Below are 18983 nucleotides of genomic sequence, written 5' to 3' on the forward strand. Positions count from 1 at the left end.
TCAAAGGGCGTCGTCGGCGGAGCCGGTCCCGGCGAGGCGGCGGACCGCCGCCAGCGGGACCTGGAGCCAGCCGGGGCGGTGGCGGGCCTCGTAGAGGACTTCGTAGACCGCCTTGTCGGTCTCGTGGGCCCGAAGGAGTACGGGGTCGGTGCGGGGGTCGCGGCCCGAGACGTCGGCGTAGCCGGCGCAGAACGCGGCCCGGCACTCCGTGGCCCACGCGGGAGCCCACGGCTCGGTGGAGCATGCCGCGTAGTCGAAGGAGCGCAGCATCCCGGCGATGTCACGGACCGTCGGCTGCGGAAGCCGGCGCTCGGCGAGCGGGCGGGCGGGCTCGCCCTCGAAGTCGATGAGCGACCAGCCGCCGTCGGGGGAGCGCAGGCACTGTCCCAGGTGCAGATCGCCGTGGACGCGCTGGGCGGTCCACGACTGGCCCTCGCTGCCCAGGTCGGCCAGCGCCTCGAAGGCGGTGAGCAGCCCCGGCGCGTACGGCCGCAGCGCGGGGACCGCCTGCGCGGCGGCGCCGAGCCGCTCGGCCATGGCGTCGGCCAGTTGCCGCACCTGGGCCCGGCCCAGCGTGACGGTGGGCAGGGCGGCGGCGAGCGCCGCGTGCACATCGGCCGTGGCGCGGCCGAGCGCCCGTGCCTCGCCGGTGAAGGACTCACCCTTGGCGAGCATGCGCAGGGCCAGCTCCCAGCCGTCCTCGGCGGCGGCGAGATAGGGCTGGAGCACGCCGAGCCCGCATTCCCCCTCGGCCGTGCCGGGGCCGGTGCCGAGCTCCGCGGAGAACCACGCGGCGGGCGCCGGCACCCGTGCGCAGCCCTGCCGGGCCAGGCTCAGCGGGAGCTCCAGATCGGGGTTGATGCCGGGCACGACCCGGCGGTACAGCTTCAGAATGAACGTATCTCCATATATGACTGAGGAGTTGGACTGCTCGGCCTTGAGCGGGCGCGGGGTGAGGCCGCTGGGTATCTCCACCCCCATGTCGCGCTGGAAGCGCAGCGGGCCGTGCCGTCCCGGCATCCGCAGCCGCTCAAGCAGGAGCGCCGCGAGCCGGGGGTCGTGCAGCGCCTCGTACACCGTCCGGCCGGCGAGCGGGCCCTCGGTGACGTGGCCGATGAAGGTGGAGGCCAGGTGCGGCGGCAGGGCGCGGCGTACGCCGATCAGCAACTGGTAGCAGTCGCCGGGACCCTCGGCCGACGTGCCCTCGGGGGCGGGGTCCTGCGGGGGGCCCAGCGGCTGCTGGTGGACCCGCAGGAGCAGGTGCAGCAGGCCCGCGGGGGAGCTGCGCGGCAGGAGTTCCGTCACCGCCACCGGCTCGAAGCCGCTGATGGGGCGGCCCTTCCCGGCGAACCACCGCTGCCGTGGCAGCCACTCGCGCAGGAGCGGGTCGAGAGAGGCGAGCAGCGCGCTGGCGTGTGCGGTGGGGCGGGTGGCGGCTTCCGACATGGCGTCGCGTCCTTCCGCGTGGCGGACAGGGCAGTGTGCGGGGGTGCCGGTCTGCGTTGGGTGCCCAGGGCGGGGCGGTGGAAACCGCCCCGCGCGGGCTTCGCGCTGCCGGAGCCTACGCCGGTTCCTGGCGCAGCCGGAACCAGTAGAAACCGTGCCCCGCGAGGGTCAGGAGGTACGGCAGTTCACCGATGGCCGGGAAGCGCACCCCGCCGATCAGCTCGACGGGATGGCGTCCGTTGAAGGCCTGTAGATCCAGTTCGGTGGGCTGTGCGAACCGCGAGAAGTTGTGAACGCACAGCACGAGGTCGTCGCCCTCCTCCTCCGTCGGCGGCGCTTCCCTGAGGAAGGCGAGGACGGCGGGGTTGGAGGAGGGGAGTTCGGTGTAGGTGCCCAGGCCGAAGGCGGGGTTCTGTTTGCGGATCTCGATCATCCTGCGGGTCCAGTGCAGGAGTGAGGAGGGCGAGGACATGGAGGCCTCGACGTTGGTGACCTGGTAGCCGTAGACGGGGTCCATGATCGCGGGGAGGTAGAGGCGTCCGGGGTCGCAGGAGGAGAAGCCGGCGTTGCGGTCGGGGGTCCACTGCATGGGGGTGCGCACCGCGTCGCGGTCGCCGAGCCAGATGTTGTCGCCCATGCCGATCTCGTCGCCGTAGTAGAGGATCGGGGAGCCGGGCAGGGACAGCAGCAGGGCGGTGAAGAGTTCGATCTGGTTGCGGTCGTTGTCCAGGAGGGTGGCCAGGCGGCGGCGGATGCCGATGTTGGCGCGCATGCGCGGGTCCTTGGCGTACTCCGCGTACATGTAGTCGCGCTCTTCGTCGGTGACCATCTCCAGGGTCAGCTCGTCGTGGTTGCGCAGGAAGATGCCCCACTGGCAGCCGGCCGGGATCGCCGGGGTCTTCGCGAGGATCTCGGACACGGGGTAGCGCGACTCGCGGCGCACCGCCATGAAGATGCGCGGCATGACGGGGAAGTGGAACGCCATGTGGCACTCGTCGCCGCCGTTCTGGAAGTCCCCGAAGTAGTCGACCACGTCCTCCGGCCACTGGTTGGCCTCGGCGAGCAGGACCGTGTCCGGGTAGTGCGCGTCGATCTCCGCGCGCACCCGCTTGAGCAGGGCGTGTGAACGGGGCAGGTTCTCGCAGTTGGTGCCCTCCTCGGCGAAGAGGTAGGGCACGGCGTCGAGGCGGAAGCCGTCGATGCCCAGGTCGAGCCAGAAGCGCAGGGCGGAGATGATCTCTTCCTGGACGGCCGGGTTCTCGTAGTTCAGGTCGGGCTGGTGGGAGAAGAAGCGGTGCCAGAAGTACTGCTTGCGGACCGGGTCGAAGGTCCAGTTGGAGGCTTCGGTGTCGACGAAGATGATGCGGGCGTCGCTGTACTGCTTGTCGTCGTCGGCCCAGACGTAGTAGTCGCCGTAGGGGCCTTCGGGGTCGGTGCGCGAGGCCTGGAACCACGGGTGCTGGTCGCTGGTGTGGTTCATGACGAAGTCGATGATCACGCGCATGCCGCGCTGGTGGGCGCTGTCGACGAACTCCACGAAGTCGGCCAGGTCCCCGAACTCGGGAAGTACCGCCGTGTAGTCCGATACGTCGTAACCACCGTCGCGCAAGGGGGACTTGAAGAACGGTGGGAGCCAGAGGCAGTCCACGCCCAGCCACTGGAGATAGTCCAGCTTGGCGGTGATGCCCTTCAGGTCCCCGATGCCGTCGCCGTTGCTGTCCTGGAAGGAACGGACCAGGACCTCGTAGAAGACCGCGCGTTTGAACCAGTCGGGATCGCGGTCCTTGCTCGGCGTGTCCTCGAAGGTGTCCTGGACGGGCTCATTGAAGATCATGATGTGGGTGACCCTCCGATCAACGGTGAGGACGGTCGCAGGACGCGCAAGATGTGCGCGGGCGCACGGCCCGGCTCAAGGCGCACATAGTTGGTCCTGCCCCAGTGGTAGGTCTCGCCGGTCAGCTCGTCGCGCACCGGCACGGTCTCGTGCCGGTCGAGGCCGAGTTCCGGCATGTCCAACGAGACCGTTGCCTCCTGGGTGTGGTGGGGGTCGAGGTTGGCGACCACCAGAACCGTGTTCGAACCGTGCGTGTCGGCGGCGGACTTCGAGTAGGCGATCACCGCTTCCTTGTCCGTGGAGTGGAAGTGCAGGTCGCGCAGTTGCCGCAGGGCGGGGTTGGCGCGGCGTATCCGGTTCAGCCGGGTGATCAGGGGGGCGATGGTCTCGCCTCTGCGGGCCGCGCCTGCCCAGTCTCTCGGGCGTAGCTGGTACTTCTCGGAGTTCTCATACTCCTCGCTGCCGGCCCGCACGGCCCTGTTCTCGCACAGTTCGAATCCGCTGTAGACGCCCCACGTCGGCGAGAGCGTCGCGGCGAGCACGGCGCGCGTCTCGAAGGCGGGGCGGCCGCCGTCCTGGAGGTAGGCGTGCAGGATGTCGGGGGTGTTCACGAAGAGGTTCGGCCGCAGGAAGTGCGCGGTGTCGCGGGACAACTCGGTGAGGTACTCCGTGAGTTCCTCCTTGGAATTGCGCCAGGTGAAATAGGTGTACGACTGCTGGAAACCGATGGCCGCGAGGGTGTGCATCATCGCGGGGCGGGTGAAGGCCTCGGCGAGGAAGATGACGTCCGGGTCGGTGCCGTTGATCCGGGCGATCACCTCCTCCCAGAACACCACGGGCTTGGTGTGCGGATTGTCGACGCGGAAGATCCGCACGCCGTGCCCCATCCAGAACCGCAGCAGCCGTACGGTCTCCGCGACGAGCCCCGGCATGTCCTGGCCGAAGGCGATCGGGTAGATGTCCTGGTACTTCTTCGGCGGGTTCTCCGCGTACGCGATGCTGCCGTCCGCCCGGTGGTGGAACCACTCCGGGTGTTTGTCCACCCACGGGTGGTCCGGCGAGCACTGGAGCGCGAAGTCCAGGGCGACCTCCAGGCCGAGGCCGGCCGCCCTGGCCACGAAGGCGTCGAAGTCGTCGATCGTGCCCAGGTCCGGGTGGACCGCGTCGTGGCCGCCCTCGGCGGAGCCGATGGCCCACGGCACGCCGACGTCGTACGGGCCGGGGGAGAGGGAGTTGTTCGGGCCCTTGCGGTGCGTGCCGCCGATCGGGTGGATCGGCGGCAGGTACACCACGTCGAAGCCCATCCCGGCGATGGCGGGCAACCGCTCGGCCGCCGTGCGGAACGTGCCCGTGACCGGCGGCGCGCCCTCGCTGACCACCGCACCCTCCGAGCGCGGGAAGAACTCGTACCAGGAGCCGAAGAGGGCCCGGCTCCGCTCCACGAGGAGAGGGAACTCCGGCGAGGACGTGATGAGTTCGCGCAGGGGGTGACGGGTGAGGGCCGCGTTCACCCGGGGGGTGAGGGCGGCGGCGAGGCGGGCCGCCGCCGGGCGGCCGGTGTCGCGCAGGGCCTCGGCGGCCGCGAGGACGGCGGGCCGGTCGGCGGCCGGGACGCCGTCGGCGGCGCGTTCGTGGAGGCGGGCGCCCTCCTCCAGGACCAGATCGGTGTCGATGCCGGCCGGTATCTTGATCCGGGCGTGGTGCCGCCAGGTCGTCATCGGGTCGCCCCACGCCTCAACGGCGTAGGTCCAGCGGCCCTCTCTGTCGGGGGTGACGTCCGCGCCCCACCGGTCGGTGCCGGGGGCCAGTTCACGCATCGGTGTCCATGGCCCCACGCGCCCCTCCGGATCACGCAGGACGACATTGGCCGCGACGGCCTCATGGCCTTCGCGGAAGACCGTCGCGCTCACCTGGAACGTTTCTCCCGGAACCGCTTTCGCCGGTTTTCGGCCGCAGTGGACCGCCGGCCGGACGTCCAATACGGGGATGGTGGGCTGCGGGGTTGAGCCTAAAGGCATGTCTGACCGCTCCTGTCCGCGTGCACGGATACGGGGGTGGGGAGAGGTACCGCCGTGCTACCGGCCGGTGTGCGCCGGGGGATGTGCCGGAGTGCGTACCGGAGGAGCCTTCCCACACCCGTCGGGTGAACAATCCGGCGCTTTGTTAACTACTAGTGCGTAACGGCCCATGCAAGACCGGCCTTGCCGTGAATGGCGCGGCTGGTCCGAAAATGCACGGTTTGATGCGACGAGAAGTGCACCTTTTGGTACGGGCCCTTGCGACGGCGGGCGCAGGCGCTTCGGACCGCCCTCGCGCCCCTGGAGCGGTGCCGGACCGCCGGACTCGGCCGAACTGATCCACTCGGCCCGGCCGCGGGGTCCCGCCGCAGGTATGGCGGAATCTCACCCCCGGTGCGTCAGGGCGCGTACCCCGACAGGATCCTGCCGTCGCGCGTGGCCGAGAACAGGACCCCGCCCACGTACAGGGGGGCGCCCAGCGGTGACGCGGTGTCGTACTCGTCGTCGCCCGCGGGCCGCGGGATGTCCTTCCTGCGGTAGGAGTTGATGTCGTCGTCCGTGCTCCTGCCCCACATCTCGTACGCCCCGACGGCGAGCACCCGCTTGCCCGCGAGCCCCACGGCCACCGCGTCCTGGGGGGCTCCGTGGCGCCACAGCCGCTTGCCGGTGCGCCAGTCGTAGGCGGTCATGTGGTGCGTGACGGGATGGTCCGCGTCGGGGTTGGCGGTGGTGACGACCAGGACGCCCGCGTCGCCGACCACGGGCGGCAGCGCCGGTTCGCCGGCGGGCGCCAGGGTGCGGCGCGGCTTCAGGGTGACGGGGTCGAGCTCCCGTATGCCGGCGGTGTCGTAGTCCCAGCAGATGAGGGAGGAGCGGTACGTCTGGAGGCCCTGGCAGGACTGGTCGGGGGCTCTCCTGGTGACCGTGCCGTTCTTCGCGGACAGGGCCACCACTCCGTGGCCCTCCAGCGACGCGTACAGCCGGCCGTCCTTGACCGGCATCGCGCCCGTGACCTTGCCCGGCAGCTTCGGTGACCTCCACAGCTCGCGGCCGTCAAAGGCGCGGCGGGCGCGCACCCGGGCGTCGCCCGTACCCGAGGCCTCGTCCGGGAAGCCGAACTCCGCGGTGTGGACGACCCCGTCGGCGTGGGCCAGGCCCATCACCGCCGTGCCCGCCGGCAGCGGCTTGCGCCAGCGCTCGGCGCCCGACGCGAGGTCGACCGCGATGGTGCCGCGCTCGCTCGGCACGTAGACGCGGGTGCCGTCGCTCTCGGGCGGCAGCTCCTGGATGCCCTGGAGGCCGGCCGGGCCCACGCGGAAGCCGGGGGACGTCCAGCGCCGCTCGCCGGTCGCCGCGTCCAGGGCCGTCGCCGCACCCTTGCCGTCGCGGCAGACCAGGAGCGACTTCGCGAGGACACAGCCGTAGCCCCTGTCGTCCAGGTTCTGGGGGCGCCGCACGGTCCATGGCTTCCAGCCGGCGGGGCGGTCGGACGGGCGGTTCGCGGCGCCGAACTCGCCCGTATGGCCCGCGTCGCCGTACTGCGTGACGATCCCGGTGGCGCCCTTCGGTCCCGCCCCGCCGGGGCTCTTCGACGCCCCGCCGGTGGGTCCGGACCCGGCTTCGCCGCCGCCGGATCCGCCGCCGTCCCCGTCGGGCAGCAGTACCGCCGTGACCACGACCCCGGCCACCGCCACCGCCGCCGCGACGACCCACGGCCGGCGGCGGCGGGCGACCGGCGTGACGGTCGGCGGGCCGAGGGGGGCGGTGGGTGCGACGGTGGGCGCGGTGGCGAAGGCGTCGGCGGCCGCCGCCCGTTCGCAGCGCGCCACCGCCTCGCGGTGCTCGGCGAAGAGCGACAGGACCGGGGACGGCCAGGGAACGCCGGAGGCCGCGGTGGCGCCGGGCAGCAGCAGGTCGGCGAGGTGCGCCGCGCTCGGGCGGTCGCCGGGCGCCGGGCTCAGGCACGCGGCGATCACCTCGCGCAGCTCCTCGGGCACGGCCGACAGGTCCGCGTCGCCCCGCGAGATGCGGAAGATGACCGCGGCCAGTTCCTGGTCGTCGAACGGGCCGCGCCCCGAGACCGCGTAACCGAGCACCGCGCCGAGCGCGAAGACGTCGGAGGCGGGGACCACCGCGTGGCTGCCCTCGATCTGCTCCGGCGCCATGAAGCCCGGGGTGCCCACAATCATGCCCGCCGCTGTCAGGGCCGTCGCGTCGAAGGCCTGCGCGATGCCGAAGTCGATCAGCTTCGGCCCCTCGGGGGTGAGCAGGACGTTGCCCGGCTTGAAGTCACGGTGCAGCACCTGGGCCGCGTGCACCGCCGCGAGCGCGCGGGCGAGCCCGGCACCGAGGGCGCGCACCGCCGCCACCGGCAGGGGACCGCACCGGTGCACCGTCTCGGCCAGGGAGGGCCCGGCGACGTACTCCGTCGCGAGCCACGGCACCGCGGCGTCCGCGTCACCGTCCAGGAGCGCCGCGGTGCCGGCCCCGGAGACCGCGCGCGCCGCCGCGATCTCCCGGCGGAAACGGATCCGGAAGTCGCGGTCGATGTCGAGGTCGGGACGCACGGTCTTCACCGCGACCAGGGGCGCGCCGGGCCGGGGCTCGCGGGCCAGATACACCTCGCCCATGCCGCCCGCGCCGATGACGGCCAGCAGCCGGTACGGACCGACGTGGCGCGGCGGTCCGGACAGGGGGTCGAGCAAGGCTCCTCCTGGGGATGCGGTGGCGCGGAAGAGGGACGGGCGAGGGAGGTGACGGCTCAGGAGGGCGGGATCTTCAGGGAGACCACCGTGCCCTCGTCGTACACGACCGTCGCGACGCCGCCGAGCGGCAGCAGCCACGGGTGCTTCGGGGTGTCGGCGATCACGAGGCCGCCCTCCACGGACTTCTTCGGCTCGCGGTCGCCGGGGGCGCCGGGCACCGGGGTCCTGCGGGCCTTGCCCGACGAGGTCAGCGGGACGGAGAGGAGGGCGGAGTTGTCGGCGTACAGCGCGCGGCCGTCGACGAGCAGCGGTCCCGACGGTGCCGGGTGCCTGATGCTGTACTCGGCGATCGAGATGCGCTCCTCGCGCACCACCTTGCCGTTCCTCGGGTCGGCCACCACGAGCCGCTCGCCCGTCATGTCGTACGCGAGCGCGGCCCGCTTCCCGACGGCGCTCACCACAGGGTCGGTGCCCGCGACGCCGTCGTCACCGAGGGGCGGGGACGTGAAGCCGAACGCCTTCCCGGGGGCCAGCGTGCGCGGGTCGAGGCGGACCACCCGGGTCTGCGGGTCGTCCGTGGGGTCGGACAGGTCGCTGGTGTCGCCGAGCGGCTGGGCGCAGAGGATCTTGCCGCCGACCGCCTTCAAGGAGAGGCACTGGGCCTTGGCGTAGGCGCCGCCCACCCGGCCGCCGCGCCGCGCGTCGATCGCGATGACGCCCTCCTTCGACTGGGCGTAGATGAGGCCGCCGTGGGCCAGTTCCGCGATGTAGTGCTGCTTCTCGGCCATGGCGAGGGTGTCGGCGCTGAGCTGCTCCTTCCACACCTGCCTGCCGCCGCGCGTGTACGCCCGCAGCCGCGCGCCGTCCGGTGTCCGGCCGGTGGCCGCGTCCGTGGCGCCCTCCTCGCTGACGACGAGCCGGTCCGCGGTGAGCAGTACGGAGGTGATGAAGTGCCCGGGCGACGGCTTCGCCGTCCAGCGCACCTCGCCGGACGCGGAGTCCCGCACCTGCGCGCCGCCCCGGTGCCCGACGACGGTCGTACCGCCGCGGACCCGCGGCTCGACCGTGTCCCCCGAGGTGAAGAAGGCGCCGGACGGCCCGACGTACGCGTCTGCGCCCGTCTCGCGCTCGGCGGCCGTGCGGCCGTCGGAGGTCCACAGCCTGCGGCCGTCGGAGGCGCTGAGCGCTTCGTAGGTGCCGTCGGTGAGGAGGCAGACCACGGCCACCATGTCGGCCGCGCAGTTCATCGGCGCGTGGCGGAACCTGCCGCGCCAGGGTTTCCAGCCCTTGGGGCGCTGCTCCTCGTACTGCGGGACGGAGCCGCTCCTGTCCTGCGTGCCCGTCGCGTCGACGCCCGCCGTGGCGGCGAGCCGGGCCGCGGAGACGCCGGGCGGCCCCTCGCCGCCGCCGGAGCCGCCGGAGCCGCCTCCCCCCTCGCCCCCGTCGGATCCCCGCAGCGCGAGCAGCGCCCCGACGCCGCCTCCCGCCACGGCCACCGCGAGGATCACCGCGAGGGCGCGGCGCCGGGATCGGGACGGGGCCGGGAGCGGGGCCGGGGCGGCGGGCGGGGCCGAGCTCATGGTGGGCAGGCCGTGCACCGCGGGCGCGACGGGCTCCTGCGGGGTCCGCGTGGGCTCCCGCGGGATCTGCGTGGGCGTCCACGTCGGGGTGGGCGTGGCCGCCCGCGGGGGCTCGGGGAGCGGCAGCAGCGGCCGGCCCGTGGCGCACAACCGCAGGGCGTCGCGGCCGACTTCCTCGATGGCGGCGACCACGGCCGCGGGCCAGGGGGAGGCCGCCGGGCCCTCCAGGGCGGTGAGCCGGGCGGCGACCTCCCGCGGGGCCGGGCGGTCGCCGGGCTCCGGCACCAGACAGGCGGCGAGGATCTCCCGCAGCTCCGCGGGCACGCCGTCCAGGCGGGCCTCGGCGCGCGACACCCGGTACAGGACGGCGGCCACCGGACCGTCCCCGAAGGGGTCACTGCCGGAGGCGGCGTAGGCGAGGACCGAGGCCAGGCAGAACACGTCCGAGGCGGCCACCACGTGCCGCCCGCCCGCCACGTGCTCGGGGGACATGAACCCGGGGGTGCCCACGAGCAGGCCCGTCGAGGTCATCGTGGTCGCCCCGAGCGCCCGCGCCACGCCGAAGTCGATCAGCTTGGGCCCCTCGGCGCCGAGCAGCACGTTCGCCGGCTTCAGGTCACGGTGCAGGGCGCCCGCCCCGTGCACCGCGGCCAGCGCGTGGGCCAGCCCGGCGCCGAGCGCGGCGACGGCCCCGGCGGGCAGCGGACCGTGCCCCCGCACGGCTTCCGCGAGGTTGGGCCCCGCGACGTACTCGGTGGCGAGCCACGGCTCCGCGGCCTGGGCGTCACCGTCGACGAGACGCGCGACGTACGGGCTGCGCACCGAGGCCGCCACGGATATCTCGCGCCGGAACCGGGCACGGAAGGCGGGGTCGCCCGCGATGTCGCTGCGGATCACCTTCACGGCGACGAGGGCGTCCGGTTCGTAGTGCCCGGGGGACGCGGAGTCCGGCGTGGCGAGGAAGACCTCGCCCATGCCTCCGGACCCGAGCCGCCCCACCGTCTCGTAGGGACCCACCCGCATGGGTGAAGCCTCACGCAACTGGCCGATCATCCGCACGCCCCCCGGGTGGTGCCGCCGTCAATTCCCGTTCCTCGCAGAGAGCTTGCAGATTACAACGGGGAAAGGAAGCCGTCCGGAGCCGTGGCACCGTCCCGGACACGCCGCGCGCCCTGTGCGTGCGCCGTGGTGGGGGACCGCCGACCGCCGCTACCTTCGACTCGCGGAGGCAAATATGTGTGGCATCCAGGCGAATCCCCGCGAAGGTGGAGACCGTGAAGGCAATCCGACGATTCACCGTACGTCCCGTCCTTCCCGAACCCCTCGGCCGGCTGGCCGAGCTGGCCCGCAATCTGCGCTGGTCATGGCATCCGCGCACCCGTGAGCTCTTCGAGTCCGTCGACCCGGACCGGTGGACGGCGTCAGGCTGCGACCCCGTGCGGCTGCTCGGCGGCGTCCCGTCCGCGCGCCTCGCCGAGCTCGCCGGGGACGCGGACTTCCTGCGGCGGCTCGACGAGGCCGCCGACGACCTCCAGGAGTACGTCACCGGGGACCGCTGGTACCAGGACCGGGGCCGTGACCCGAACGACCCGGAGCGGTCGGGCACCGAACTTCCGCGCGCCGTCGCCTACTTCTCACCGGAGTTCGGCATCACGGCCGCCCTGCCGCAGTACTCCGGCGGCCTCGGCATCCTCGCCGGGGACCACCTCAAGGCGGCGAGCGACCTCGGGGTGCCGCTCATCGGGGTCGGGCTGCTCTACCGGCACGGCTACTTCCGCCAGTCGCTGTCCCGCGACGCCTGGCAGCAGGAGCACTACCCCGTGCTCGACCCGAACGAGCTCCCCGTCTCCCTGCTCCGCGAGACCGACGGCACCCCCGCCAAGGTGGCGCTCGCCCTGCCCGGCGGGCGCGCGATGCTCGCCCACGTCTGGCACGCGCAGGTCGGCCGCGTGCCGCTCCTGCTGCTCGACTCCGACGTCGAGGAGAACGACCCCGGCGAGCGCGACGTCACCGACCGGCTCTACGGCGGCGGCAGCGAGCACCGGCTGCTCCAGGAGATGCTGCTCGGCATCGGGGGAGTGCGTGCCGTACGGAGCTTCTGCCGGCTGACCGGGCACCCGGAGCCCGAGGTCTTCCACACCAACGAGGGGCACGCCGGATTCCTCGGGCTCGAACGCATCCACGAGATGATCGCGGCGGACGTGGACTTCGACGCGGCGCTCGAAGCGGTGCGGGCGGGGACCGTCTTCACCACCCACACCCCCGTGCCCGCCGGGATCGACCGCTTCGACCGCGAGCTGGTCGCCCGCCACTTCGGCCCCGGCGCCGAGCTGCCCGGCATCGACATCGGCGCCGTGCTCCGGCTCGGCATGGAGACCTACCCGGGCGGCGAGCCGAACCTGTTCAACATGGCCGTGATGGGGCTGCGCCTGGGCAGCAGGGCCAACGGGGTGAGCACCCTGCACGGCTCGGTCAGCCGCGGCATGTTCGCCGGGCTCTGGCCGGGCTTCGACGCCGAGGAGATCCCGATCGTCTCCGTCACCAACGGCGTGCACGCCCCGACCTGGGTCGCCCCCGAGGTCTTCCGGCTCGGCGCCCGGCAGATCGGCGAGCGGCGCACCGAGGACGCCCTCTCGGTGGGCGGTTCCGACCGCTGGGACGCGGTCGCCGACATCGCGGACTCCGACATCTGGGAGCTGCGCCGCACCCTGCGCGCCCAGCTCGTGGACGAGGTCAGGCGGCGCCTCTACGACTCCTGGCGCCAGCGCGGGGCGGCCAGCGCCGAACTCGGCTGGATCGACGAGGTGCTCCACCCCGACGTCCTCACCATCGGCTTCGCGCGCCGCGTCCCCTCGTACAAGAGGCTCACGCTCATGCTGCGCGACCGCGACCGGCTCATGAAGCTGCTGCGCCACTCCGAGCGGCCCGTGCAGATCGTCGTCGCGGGCAAGGCGCACCCCGCGGACGACGGCGGCAAGCGGCTCATCCAGGAGCTGGTGCGGTTCACCGACGATCCGCGGGTGCGCCACCGCATCGTCTTCCTGCCCGACTACGGCATGGCCATGGCGCAGAAGCTCTACCCCGGCTGCGACGTGTGGCTGAACAACCCGCTGCGCCCGCTGGAGGCCTGCGGGACCTCCGGCATGAAGGCGGCGCTCAACGGCTGCCTGAACCTCTCCGTCCTCGACGGCTGGTGGGACGAGTGGTTCGAGCCCGACTTCGGCTGGGCCATTCCCACCGCGGACGGCGCCGCCACCGACGACGACCGCCGCGACGAGCTGGAGGCCGCCGCGCTCTACGACCTCCTGGAGCGGCGCATCGCCCCCCGCTTCTACGAGCAGGGCCCCGGCGGTCTGCCCGACCGCTGGATCGAGATGGTCCGCAGGACCCTGACGCGGCTCGGGCCCAAGGTCCTCGCGGGGCGGATGGTCCGTGAGTACGTGGAGAAGCTGTACGTTCCCGCCGCGCGGGCGCACCGCGCGCTCGACGTCACGTCCGCCGGGGAGCTGGCCGCCTGGAAGGGGCGGGTCCGTGCCGCCTGGCCGCGGGTGGCCGTCGACCACGTGGAGGCGTCGGCCACCGGCGCCACGGCCGAGCTGGGGGCCACGCTGTCGCTGCGGGTGCGGGTGCACCTCGGGGAGCTGACGCCGGACGACGTGGAGGTGCAGGCCATCGCGGGGCGCGTCGACCCCGAGGACCACATCGCCGACGCCTCTCCGGTGCCGCTGAAGCCCACGGGCGGGCCCGACGTCGAGGGCCGCCGGGTCTACGAGGGCCCCCTCGCGTTGGACCGGACGGGGCCCTTCGGGTACACCGTGCGGATTCTGCCCTCGCACCGGCTGCTGGCCAGCGGGGCGGAGCTGGGGCTCGTGGCCCTGCCGTCCGCGGGCGTGGCGGAGGACGCCGGGGTGCTGATGCGGTGACGGGCTGATGCGGTGACGAGTGAAAGGGCGGTATCCCGGGACCCCGGGATACCGCCCCCACCGTGCCGGTGCTACTTGACGTTGACCCCGGCCCAGGCCGCGTCCACGCCCTTGTACTCGGCGGAGTCCGCGCCGTACAGGTCCTTCGCGGCGCTCAGGGTGCCCTCCCGGGCCGCCTTGTAGTCCGTCGTCGACGTGAAGTACGCCGTCAGGGCCTTGAACCAGATCTTCTCGGCCTTGTCGCGTCCGATGCCCTCGACCTTGGAGCCGTCGGCGGTCGGGGAGTCGTACGCGACGCCGTTGATCTCCTTCGCGCCGCTGCCCTCGGACAGCAGGTAGAAGAAGTGGTTGGCGATGCCCGAGGAGTAGTGGACGTCGGCGTTGCCCGCGTCCTCGCTCCAGTTGTCCAGGGACTGGCCGTCCTTGGAGGGCTTGTCCATGTAGCGCAGCGGGGAGCCGTCGCCGTTGATGTCGATTTCCTCGCCGATGAGGTAGTCGCCGACGTCCTCGGGGCTCTTGGCGTTGAACTCGACGGAGGCGGCGAAGATGTCGGAGGTGGCCTCGTTCAGGCCGCCGGACTCCCCGCTGTACTCCATGTTGCCCGTCGCCGCCGTGACGCCGTGCGTCATCTCGTGGGCCGCGACGTCCAGCGAGGTCAGGGGCGCCTTGTTGCCCTCACCGTCGCCGTACGTCATGCAGAAGCAGCTGTCGTCCCAGAAGGCGTTGACGTAGTTGTCGCCGTAGTGGACCCGGGAGGTCGCACCCTTGCCGTCGCCCTTGATGCCGCTGCGGCCGTGCACGGACTTGTAGTAGTCCCAGGTGAGCTGCGCGCCGTAGGCGGCGTCGACGGCGGCGGTCTGCGCGTCGTCCGGCTTTCCGGTGCCCCACGTGTCGTCGTCGTCCGTGAGGAGCTTGCCCTCGCCGCCCTGGCCGTGGTTCAGGTCCAGGGTGCTGTGGCCGCCGCGCTCGTCGTCGGTCAGCTCGAAGCCGCTCGCGCCCTTCTTGGTGCCGATCTCGACCTTGCCGCTGTACTGGCTGTTGCCGGTGCCGTTCTCGATGGCCTGGTACTGGTACAGCTCCTTGCCGGTCGCCGCGTCGGTGATGACGTGGAGGCGGCTGGGCGTGCCGTCCTTCTGCACGCCGGTGACCACGGTCTCGTGGGCCAGGACCGGCTTGCCCTCGGCGGCCCAGATGACCTTGCGCGGGGTGCCGGCGTCGGCCTTGGCGGTCTTCGCGTCGGCGGCCGTCGACTCGGCGGACTTCGCGACCGACGCCTTGCTGAGCCCGGCGTCGGTGCCGGCGACCTTCACGGTGGCCTCGGTCGCCTTGGTGACGCCCTTCACCTTGCCGCTCTTCGCGGTGTGCACGACGAGGTCGCCGCCGAGGACGGGCAGGCCGTCGTAGGTGCGCTCGTAGCGGGTGTGGGTGGTGCCGTCGACGTCCTTGACGACGTCACGGACGACCAGCTTCTCCTTGGCGCCGAGGCCGATCTTGTCGGCGGTGGCGGCCTTGCCGGAGTCCGCGTCCTGGAGGAGGCCGGCGCGCGTCGAGGCCGAGAGGCTGACGGGAGCACCGGACGCCGCGGCGTCCTCGGCGGGCTGCGCGGACGCGCCGGTGGTCAGCCCGGCGGCGAGCATCGCTCCCGCGGCGACAGCGGTGGCGATGGCCAGAGACGAACGCTTACGGGATATGTGGGGGGTCACGCAGGCTCCTTCTGTGGGGGGCCCGGGCGGTGTTGGGGACCGACCCGGGCAGGAAAGACGCGGTGCGATGGTGGTGCGTGTGATGCCTGGGAAGAGTGTCATTCGGGTCAGGTGCATGTCAGTACTGGACCGGATGTTGGCCGGAAATCGTCCGTTGAGCGATGGTCAACATACGCATTGCGAACGGCGTGTGAACGGACCGGCCCGGGAACGCGCGCGCCGCCCCGGGGAGTTGTTCACCCGGGGCGGCGGCGTGCACTACGCGGTGGTGCGGTTCAGGCTGTGGTGCGGTACAGGCTGTGGTGCGGTTCAGGCTGTGGTGCGGCTTACGGGAAGGTGAGCTTGAAGCCGTTGATGTAGCCCGTGTCCTGCCGCGCCTTGTCCTGGACCTTCAGCTTCCAGGAGCCGTTGGCCACCTCGGACGAGGCGTTGACCGTGTAGGTCTCCTTGACGTTGTCGGCGGAGTCCGAGCTGCTGGTGGGCTTCAGCGGGTAGCTCGTGCCGTCGGGGGCCACCAGGTCGACCTGGAGGTCACCGCGCCAGGTGTGCACGATGTCGACGCCGACCTTGAGGGCGCTCGGCGCGTTACCGGTGATGCCCGTGACGTTGACCGCCGAGGTGACCGCGGCACCGGCGTCCGGAATGTTGACGTCCGCGGTGTTCTCGAACGTCTTGCCGCCGGGCTCCTCGCCGCCGGGGCGCGAGCCGACGTTCACGGCGGCCCAGGCGTGGGCGACGGCCTTGTACTCGGCACTGGTCGTGCCGTACAGCTCACCGGCCACGGCGAGCGTCCCGGTGCGGGCCGCCGCGTAGTTGGTCGTGGTGGTGAACTTCGTGGTCAGCGCCTTGAACCAGATCAGCGACGCCTTGTCCCTGCCTATGCCGGTCACCGGCAGGCCGTCGGAGGTCGGCGAGTCGTAGGGGACGCCGTTGATCTCCTTCTGTCCGCTGCCCTCGCTCAGCAGGTAGTAGAAGTGGTTGGCGACACCCGACGAGTAGTGCACGTCGATGTTGCCGATCCCGGAGTACCAGGAGTCCTTGGACCCGCCGTCCTTGGAGGGCTTGTCCATGTAGCGCAGCGGGGTGCCGTCGCCGTTGATGTCGATCTTCTCGCCGACGAGGTAGTCGCCCTTGTCCTGGGCGTTGTTGGCGTTGAACTCGACCGCGGCGGCGAAGATGTCCGAGGTGGCCTCGTTCAGGCCGCCGGACTCGCCGCTGTAGGTCATGTTGCCGGTCGCGGCCGTCACGCCGTGCGTCATCTCGTGGGCGGCCACGTCGATGGAGGTGAGCGGCTTGGCGTTGCCCGAGCCGTCGCCGTACGTCATGCAGAAGCAGGCGTCGGACCAGAAGGCGTTGACGTAGTTGTTGCCGTAGTGGACCCGGGAGTACGCGCCGACGCCGTCCCCGCGGATGCCGGAGCGGCCGTGCACGTTCTTGTAGTAGTCCCAGGTCAGGCCCGCGCCGTAGGCCGCGTCTGCGCCGGCGGTCTCCAGGTTGGAGGGCAGGCCGTTGCCCCACACGTCGTCGGGACCGCTGAAGAGGGTGCCGGTGCCGGACGTGCCGCGGTTCAGGTTGTACGTCTTGTGGTTGCCGCGGCCGGTGTCGGTGAGCGTGTAGTTCGACCCCGACTGGGCCGAGCCCAGGGTGACCGCCCCGCTGTACTGCGTGTTGCCGGTGCCGTTCTCGATGCCCTGCCACTGGAAGAGCTTCTTGCCGGTGGCGGCGTCCGTGATGACGTGCAGCTCGTTCGGCGTGCCGTCGTGCTGGAGCCCGCCGACCACGGTCTCGTACGCGAGGACGGGCTGGCCCTTGGCCATCCAGACGACCTTGCGCGGCGCGCGGTCCGCGTCCGTCTTCTTGGAGCCCTCGGCCTTCGCGGCGCCCAGCGCCTGCTTCTCCGCGGCCGACGCCTTGATGTCGGCGCTCATGTCGACGCCCTTGAGCTGCGTCTTCACGGCCTTGGTGACGGCCTCGGTCTTGCCGGACTTCGCCGTGTCCACCACCAGGTCGCCGCCGAGGACGGGCAGGCCGTCGTAGGTGCGCTCGTAGCGGGTGTGGACCGTGCCGTCGACGTCCTTGGTGACGTCGCGGACGACCAGCTTCTCCTTGGCCCCGAGCTTGAGGTCCTCGGCGGTCTCCGCCTTGGTGGCGTTGGCGTCGCGGATGAGTTCCGCGCGCTGGGCGGGGGAGAGCTTGGCGGCCAGGGCGCCGGGGTCGACCTTGCCGAGCTTCTGGGCCGCGGCGGGGGCGGCCTTGGCCGCCGGGTCGTCGGCGGACGCGGGTCCCGCCTGGACGGCCACGGCCAGGAGTGCGGCGACTGCGGAGAGAGCGCCGACGGCGGTCGCACGGGTGCGGACCGAACGGCTGCTGTGGGAGGTGTGTCTGTGGGAGGTGGTTCTCAACACGGACTCCTTCTGCGCGGCCGCGGGGATGCGCGGCCAGAGCTACCGGAGGGCTGGGTCGCCGTCCGGGCAGAGCAAGGCGGAACGCAGAACTGGGCGGTGCCTAAAGGTGTTGCCGGGAAGTGCGGTGCGTGAAGAGAAACCGTCGCGTTGTTGAAAGTCGTGCGGCGGTCGAGGGGAAGAGTGGCACCAGAGCCACGCGCCTGTCAGGGGCGCATCAAGAGTTGGCCGGAATCAGTCCGTTGGCCGGTGGGGCACGTTCGGTATGCGGAGCGGGGCGGTGGGCCTGCGCGGCGACCGGAGTTGAGCGGGCGTTCGAGGGTTCGCGCACGCTTTCGGTCGCCGCGCGCGTCCGCGCGACGCGGCTGGTTTTCGCCGTTGAGGCCGAAGAGGCGTGGTCCGGGCGGTGCCGTCGCGCCCGGCGGCGCGAGGTTCAGGCGGTGGTGTCCGTGTCCGGCCGCGACTTCGAGTGGAGGATGTCGCGGGCCTGCTCCGTGGCGCGGAGCATGCTCTCGGACACGAAGTCCAGGAAACGGGCGACGTTCTCCAGGCGGGTGGCGGCCGGAGTGCCGGGACCGAGGACGGAGACGCCCTGCCGGGCGGTCTCGACGACCTGGTTCAGGGACCGGACGCTGACCATCATCGACTGGTACCAGACGTCGTCGTCCACGGCGTAGCGCTCGCGGCGGCCTTCGTCCCGCTCCCGGCGGATGAGGCCCTGCTCGTCGAGGAACGTGACGGCCTTGGAGACGGACGCCGGGCTGACCTGGAGGTGCTGGACGAGCTCGGACGCGGTGAGGCTGCCCGAGTCGGTGAGGCTGAGGCAGGCCATCACCCTGGCCGTCATCTTGGTCATGCCCGAAGACATCATGACGGTGACGAAGACCTCCTCGAAGTCGCGTACGGCCTGGGAGTCGCGCCCGTGGGGCCGCGGCGCGGCATCCGTGCGCCCGTCCGGCGCGGCCTGCCTGCGCCGGTGCGCGCGGTGTTCGGTGGCCCGGTGGGCGAGGTCCGCGCGGTAGGAGGTGGGGCCGCCGTTGCGCATCACCTCCCGCGTGACCGTGGAGGTCGGGCGGTCCAGGCCCCTCGCGATCTCCGCGTAGGCGAGGCCGTCGGCCAGGCCGAGGGCGATCTGCTGACGTTCCTGCTGGGTGAGCCTGCCGCCTGGCATCGCGATCTCTCCTCGTTGGGGTCCCTGGAGGCCTCAGCATAGCGTTCACCGTCAACTCATTGCAATGAACGTGGTGGCACTGTTGCGTTAACCGGTAGATCGTTGCAATGAAATATTGGCTGTGACCTGCGATTAAAGGGTTTGCGTGCAACATGAGCGTTGCCGGATCAGTAAATGCAACGTAGCGTTTGCATCACCGGA

The 18983-nt window shown here is 72.0% G+C and carries 9 protein-coding genes; 1 reads left to right on the top strand and 8 read right to left on the bottom strand.

The genetic code is table 11. The features are described from left to right. From ACRAKF_RS26770 to ACRAKF_RS26790, 5 genes are all read right to left on the bottom strand, one after another. Entirely contained in the window at positions 1 to 1446 is a 1446-nt protein-coding gene (locus tag ACRAKF_RS26770) for a maltokinase N-terminal cap-like domain-containing protein (RefSeq protein ID WP_447040097.1), read from the bottom strand. Positions 1447 to 1561: 115 nt separating this feature from the next. After that, the gene (gene treS / locus ACRAKF_RS26775; RefSeq protein WP_447040098.1) at positions 1562 to 3280 is read right to left on the bottom strand and encodes a maltose alpha-D-glucosyltransferase; all 1719 of its coding nucleotides are present in this window, start codon (positions 3278 to 3280) and stop codon (positions 1562 to 1564) included. Next, on the bottom strand, positions 3277 to 5298 hold the full coding sequence (locus ACRAKF_RS26780; protein ID WP_447040099.1) for an alpha-1,4-glucan--maltose-1-phosphate maltosyltransferase: 2022 nt from the start codon (positions 5296 to 5298) through the stop codon (positions 3277 to 3279). Before ACRAKF_RS26780 ends, treS begins: the two co-directional genes overlap by 4 nt. Positions 5299 to 5696: 398 nt before the next feature. Continuing rightward, positions 5697 to 8003 carry a protein kinase domain-containing protein gene (locus ACRAKF_RS26785; protein ID WP_447040100.1) on the bottom strand — a complete coding sequence of 769 codons (2307 nt, stop codon included), beginning with the start codon at positions 8001 to 8003 and terminating at the stop codon, positions 5697 to 5699. Between the two features lie 56 nt (positions 8004 to 8059). Beyond that, a complete protein-coding gene (locus ACRAKF_RS26790; protein WP_447040101.1) occupies positions 8060 to 10606 on the bottom strand; it encodes a protein kinase domain-containing protein in 2547 nt (848 codons plus the stop codon). A gap of 251 nt (positions 10607 to 10857) precedes the next feature. Here ACRAKF_RS26790 and glgP point away from each other — a divergent pair, with 251 nt between their 5' ends. Beyond that, positions 10858 to 13506: an alpha-glucan family phosphorylase gene (gene glgP, locus ACRAKF_RS26795; protein ID WP_447040102.1), complete on the top strand. Its 2649-nt coding sequence runs from the start codon at positions 10858 to 10860 to the stop codon at positions 13504 to 13506. Positions 13507 to 13577: 71 nt separating this feature from the next. Here glgP and ACRAKF_RS26800 read toward each other — a convergent pair whose 3' ends face one another. The 3 genes from ACRAKF_RS26800 to ACRAKF_RS26810 form a co-directional block, all read right to left on the bottom strand. After that, positions 13578 to 15209 carry a M4 family metallopeptidase gene (locus ACRAKF_RS26800; RefSeq protein WP_447040103.1) on the bottom strand — a complete coding sequence of 544 codons (1632 nt, stop codon included), beginning with the start codon at positions 15207 to 15209 and terminating at the stop codon, positions 13578 to 13580. Between the two features lie 326 nt (positions 15210 to 15535). Continuing rightward, complete coding sequence (locus ACRAKF_RS26805) at positions 15536 to 17614, bottom strand: M4 family metallopeptidase (RefSeq protein ID WP_447040104.1); 2079 nt, start codon at positions 17612 to 17614, stop codon at positions 15536 to 15538. Between the two features lie 430 nt (positions 17615 to 18044). After that, positions 18045 to 18782 (bottom strand): helix-turn-helix domain-containing protein, encoded by a 738-nt coding sequence (locus tag ACRAKF_RS26810; RefSeq protein ID WP_447040105.1) that lies wholly within the window; start codon positions 18780 to 18782, stop codon positions 18045 to 18047. Between the last annotated feature and the right edge of the window lie 201 nt (positions 18783 to 18983).

The sequence above is a fragment of the Streptomyces sp. DSM 118878 genome, from assembly GCF_052936595.1.

Excerpts from the sequence above, each read along its gene's own strand:
- ACRAKF_RS26770 (WP_447040097.1), bottom strand. The coding sequence starts at position 1,446 with ATGTCGGAAGCCGCCACCCGCCCCACCGCACACGCCAGCGCGCTGCTC.
- treS (WP_447040098.1), bottom strand. The coding sequence starts at position 3,280 with ATGATCTTCAATGAGCCCGTCCAGGACACCTTCGAGGACACGCCGAGC.
- ACRAKF_RS26810 (WP_447040105.1), bottom strand. The coding sequence starts at position 18,782 with ATGCCAGGCGGCAGGCTCACCCAGCAGGAACGTCAGCAGATCGCCCTC.
- ACRAKF_RS26790 (WP_447040101.1), bottom strand. The coding sequence starts at position 10,606 with ATGCGGGTGGGTCCCTACGAGACGGTGGGGCGGCTCGGGTCCGGAGGC.
- ACRAKF_RS26780 (WP_447040099.1), bottom strand. The coding sequence starts at position 5,298 with ATGCCTTTAGGCTCAACCCCGCAGCCCACCATCCCCGTATTGGACGTC.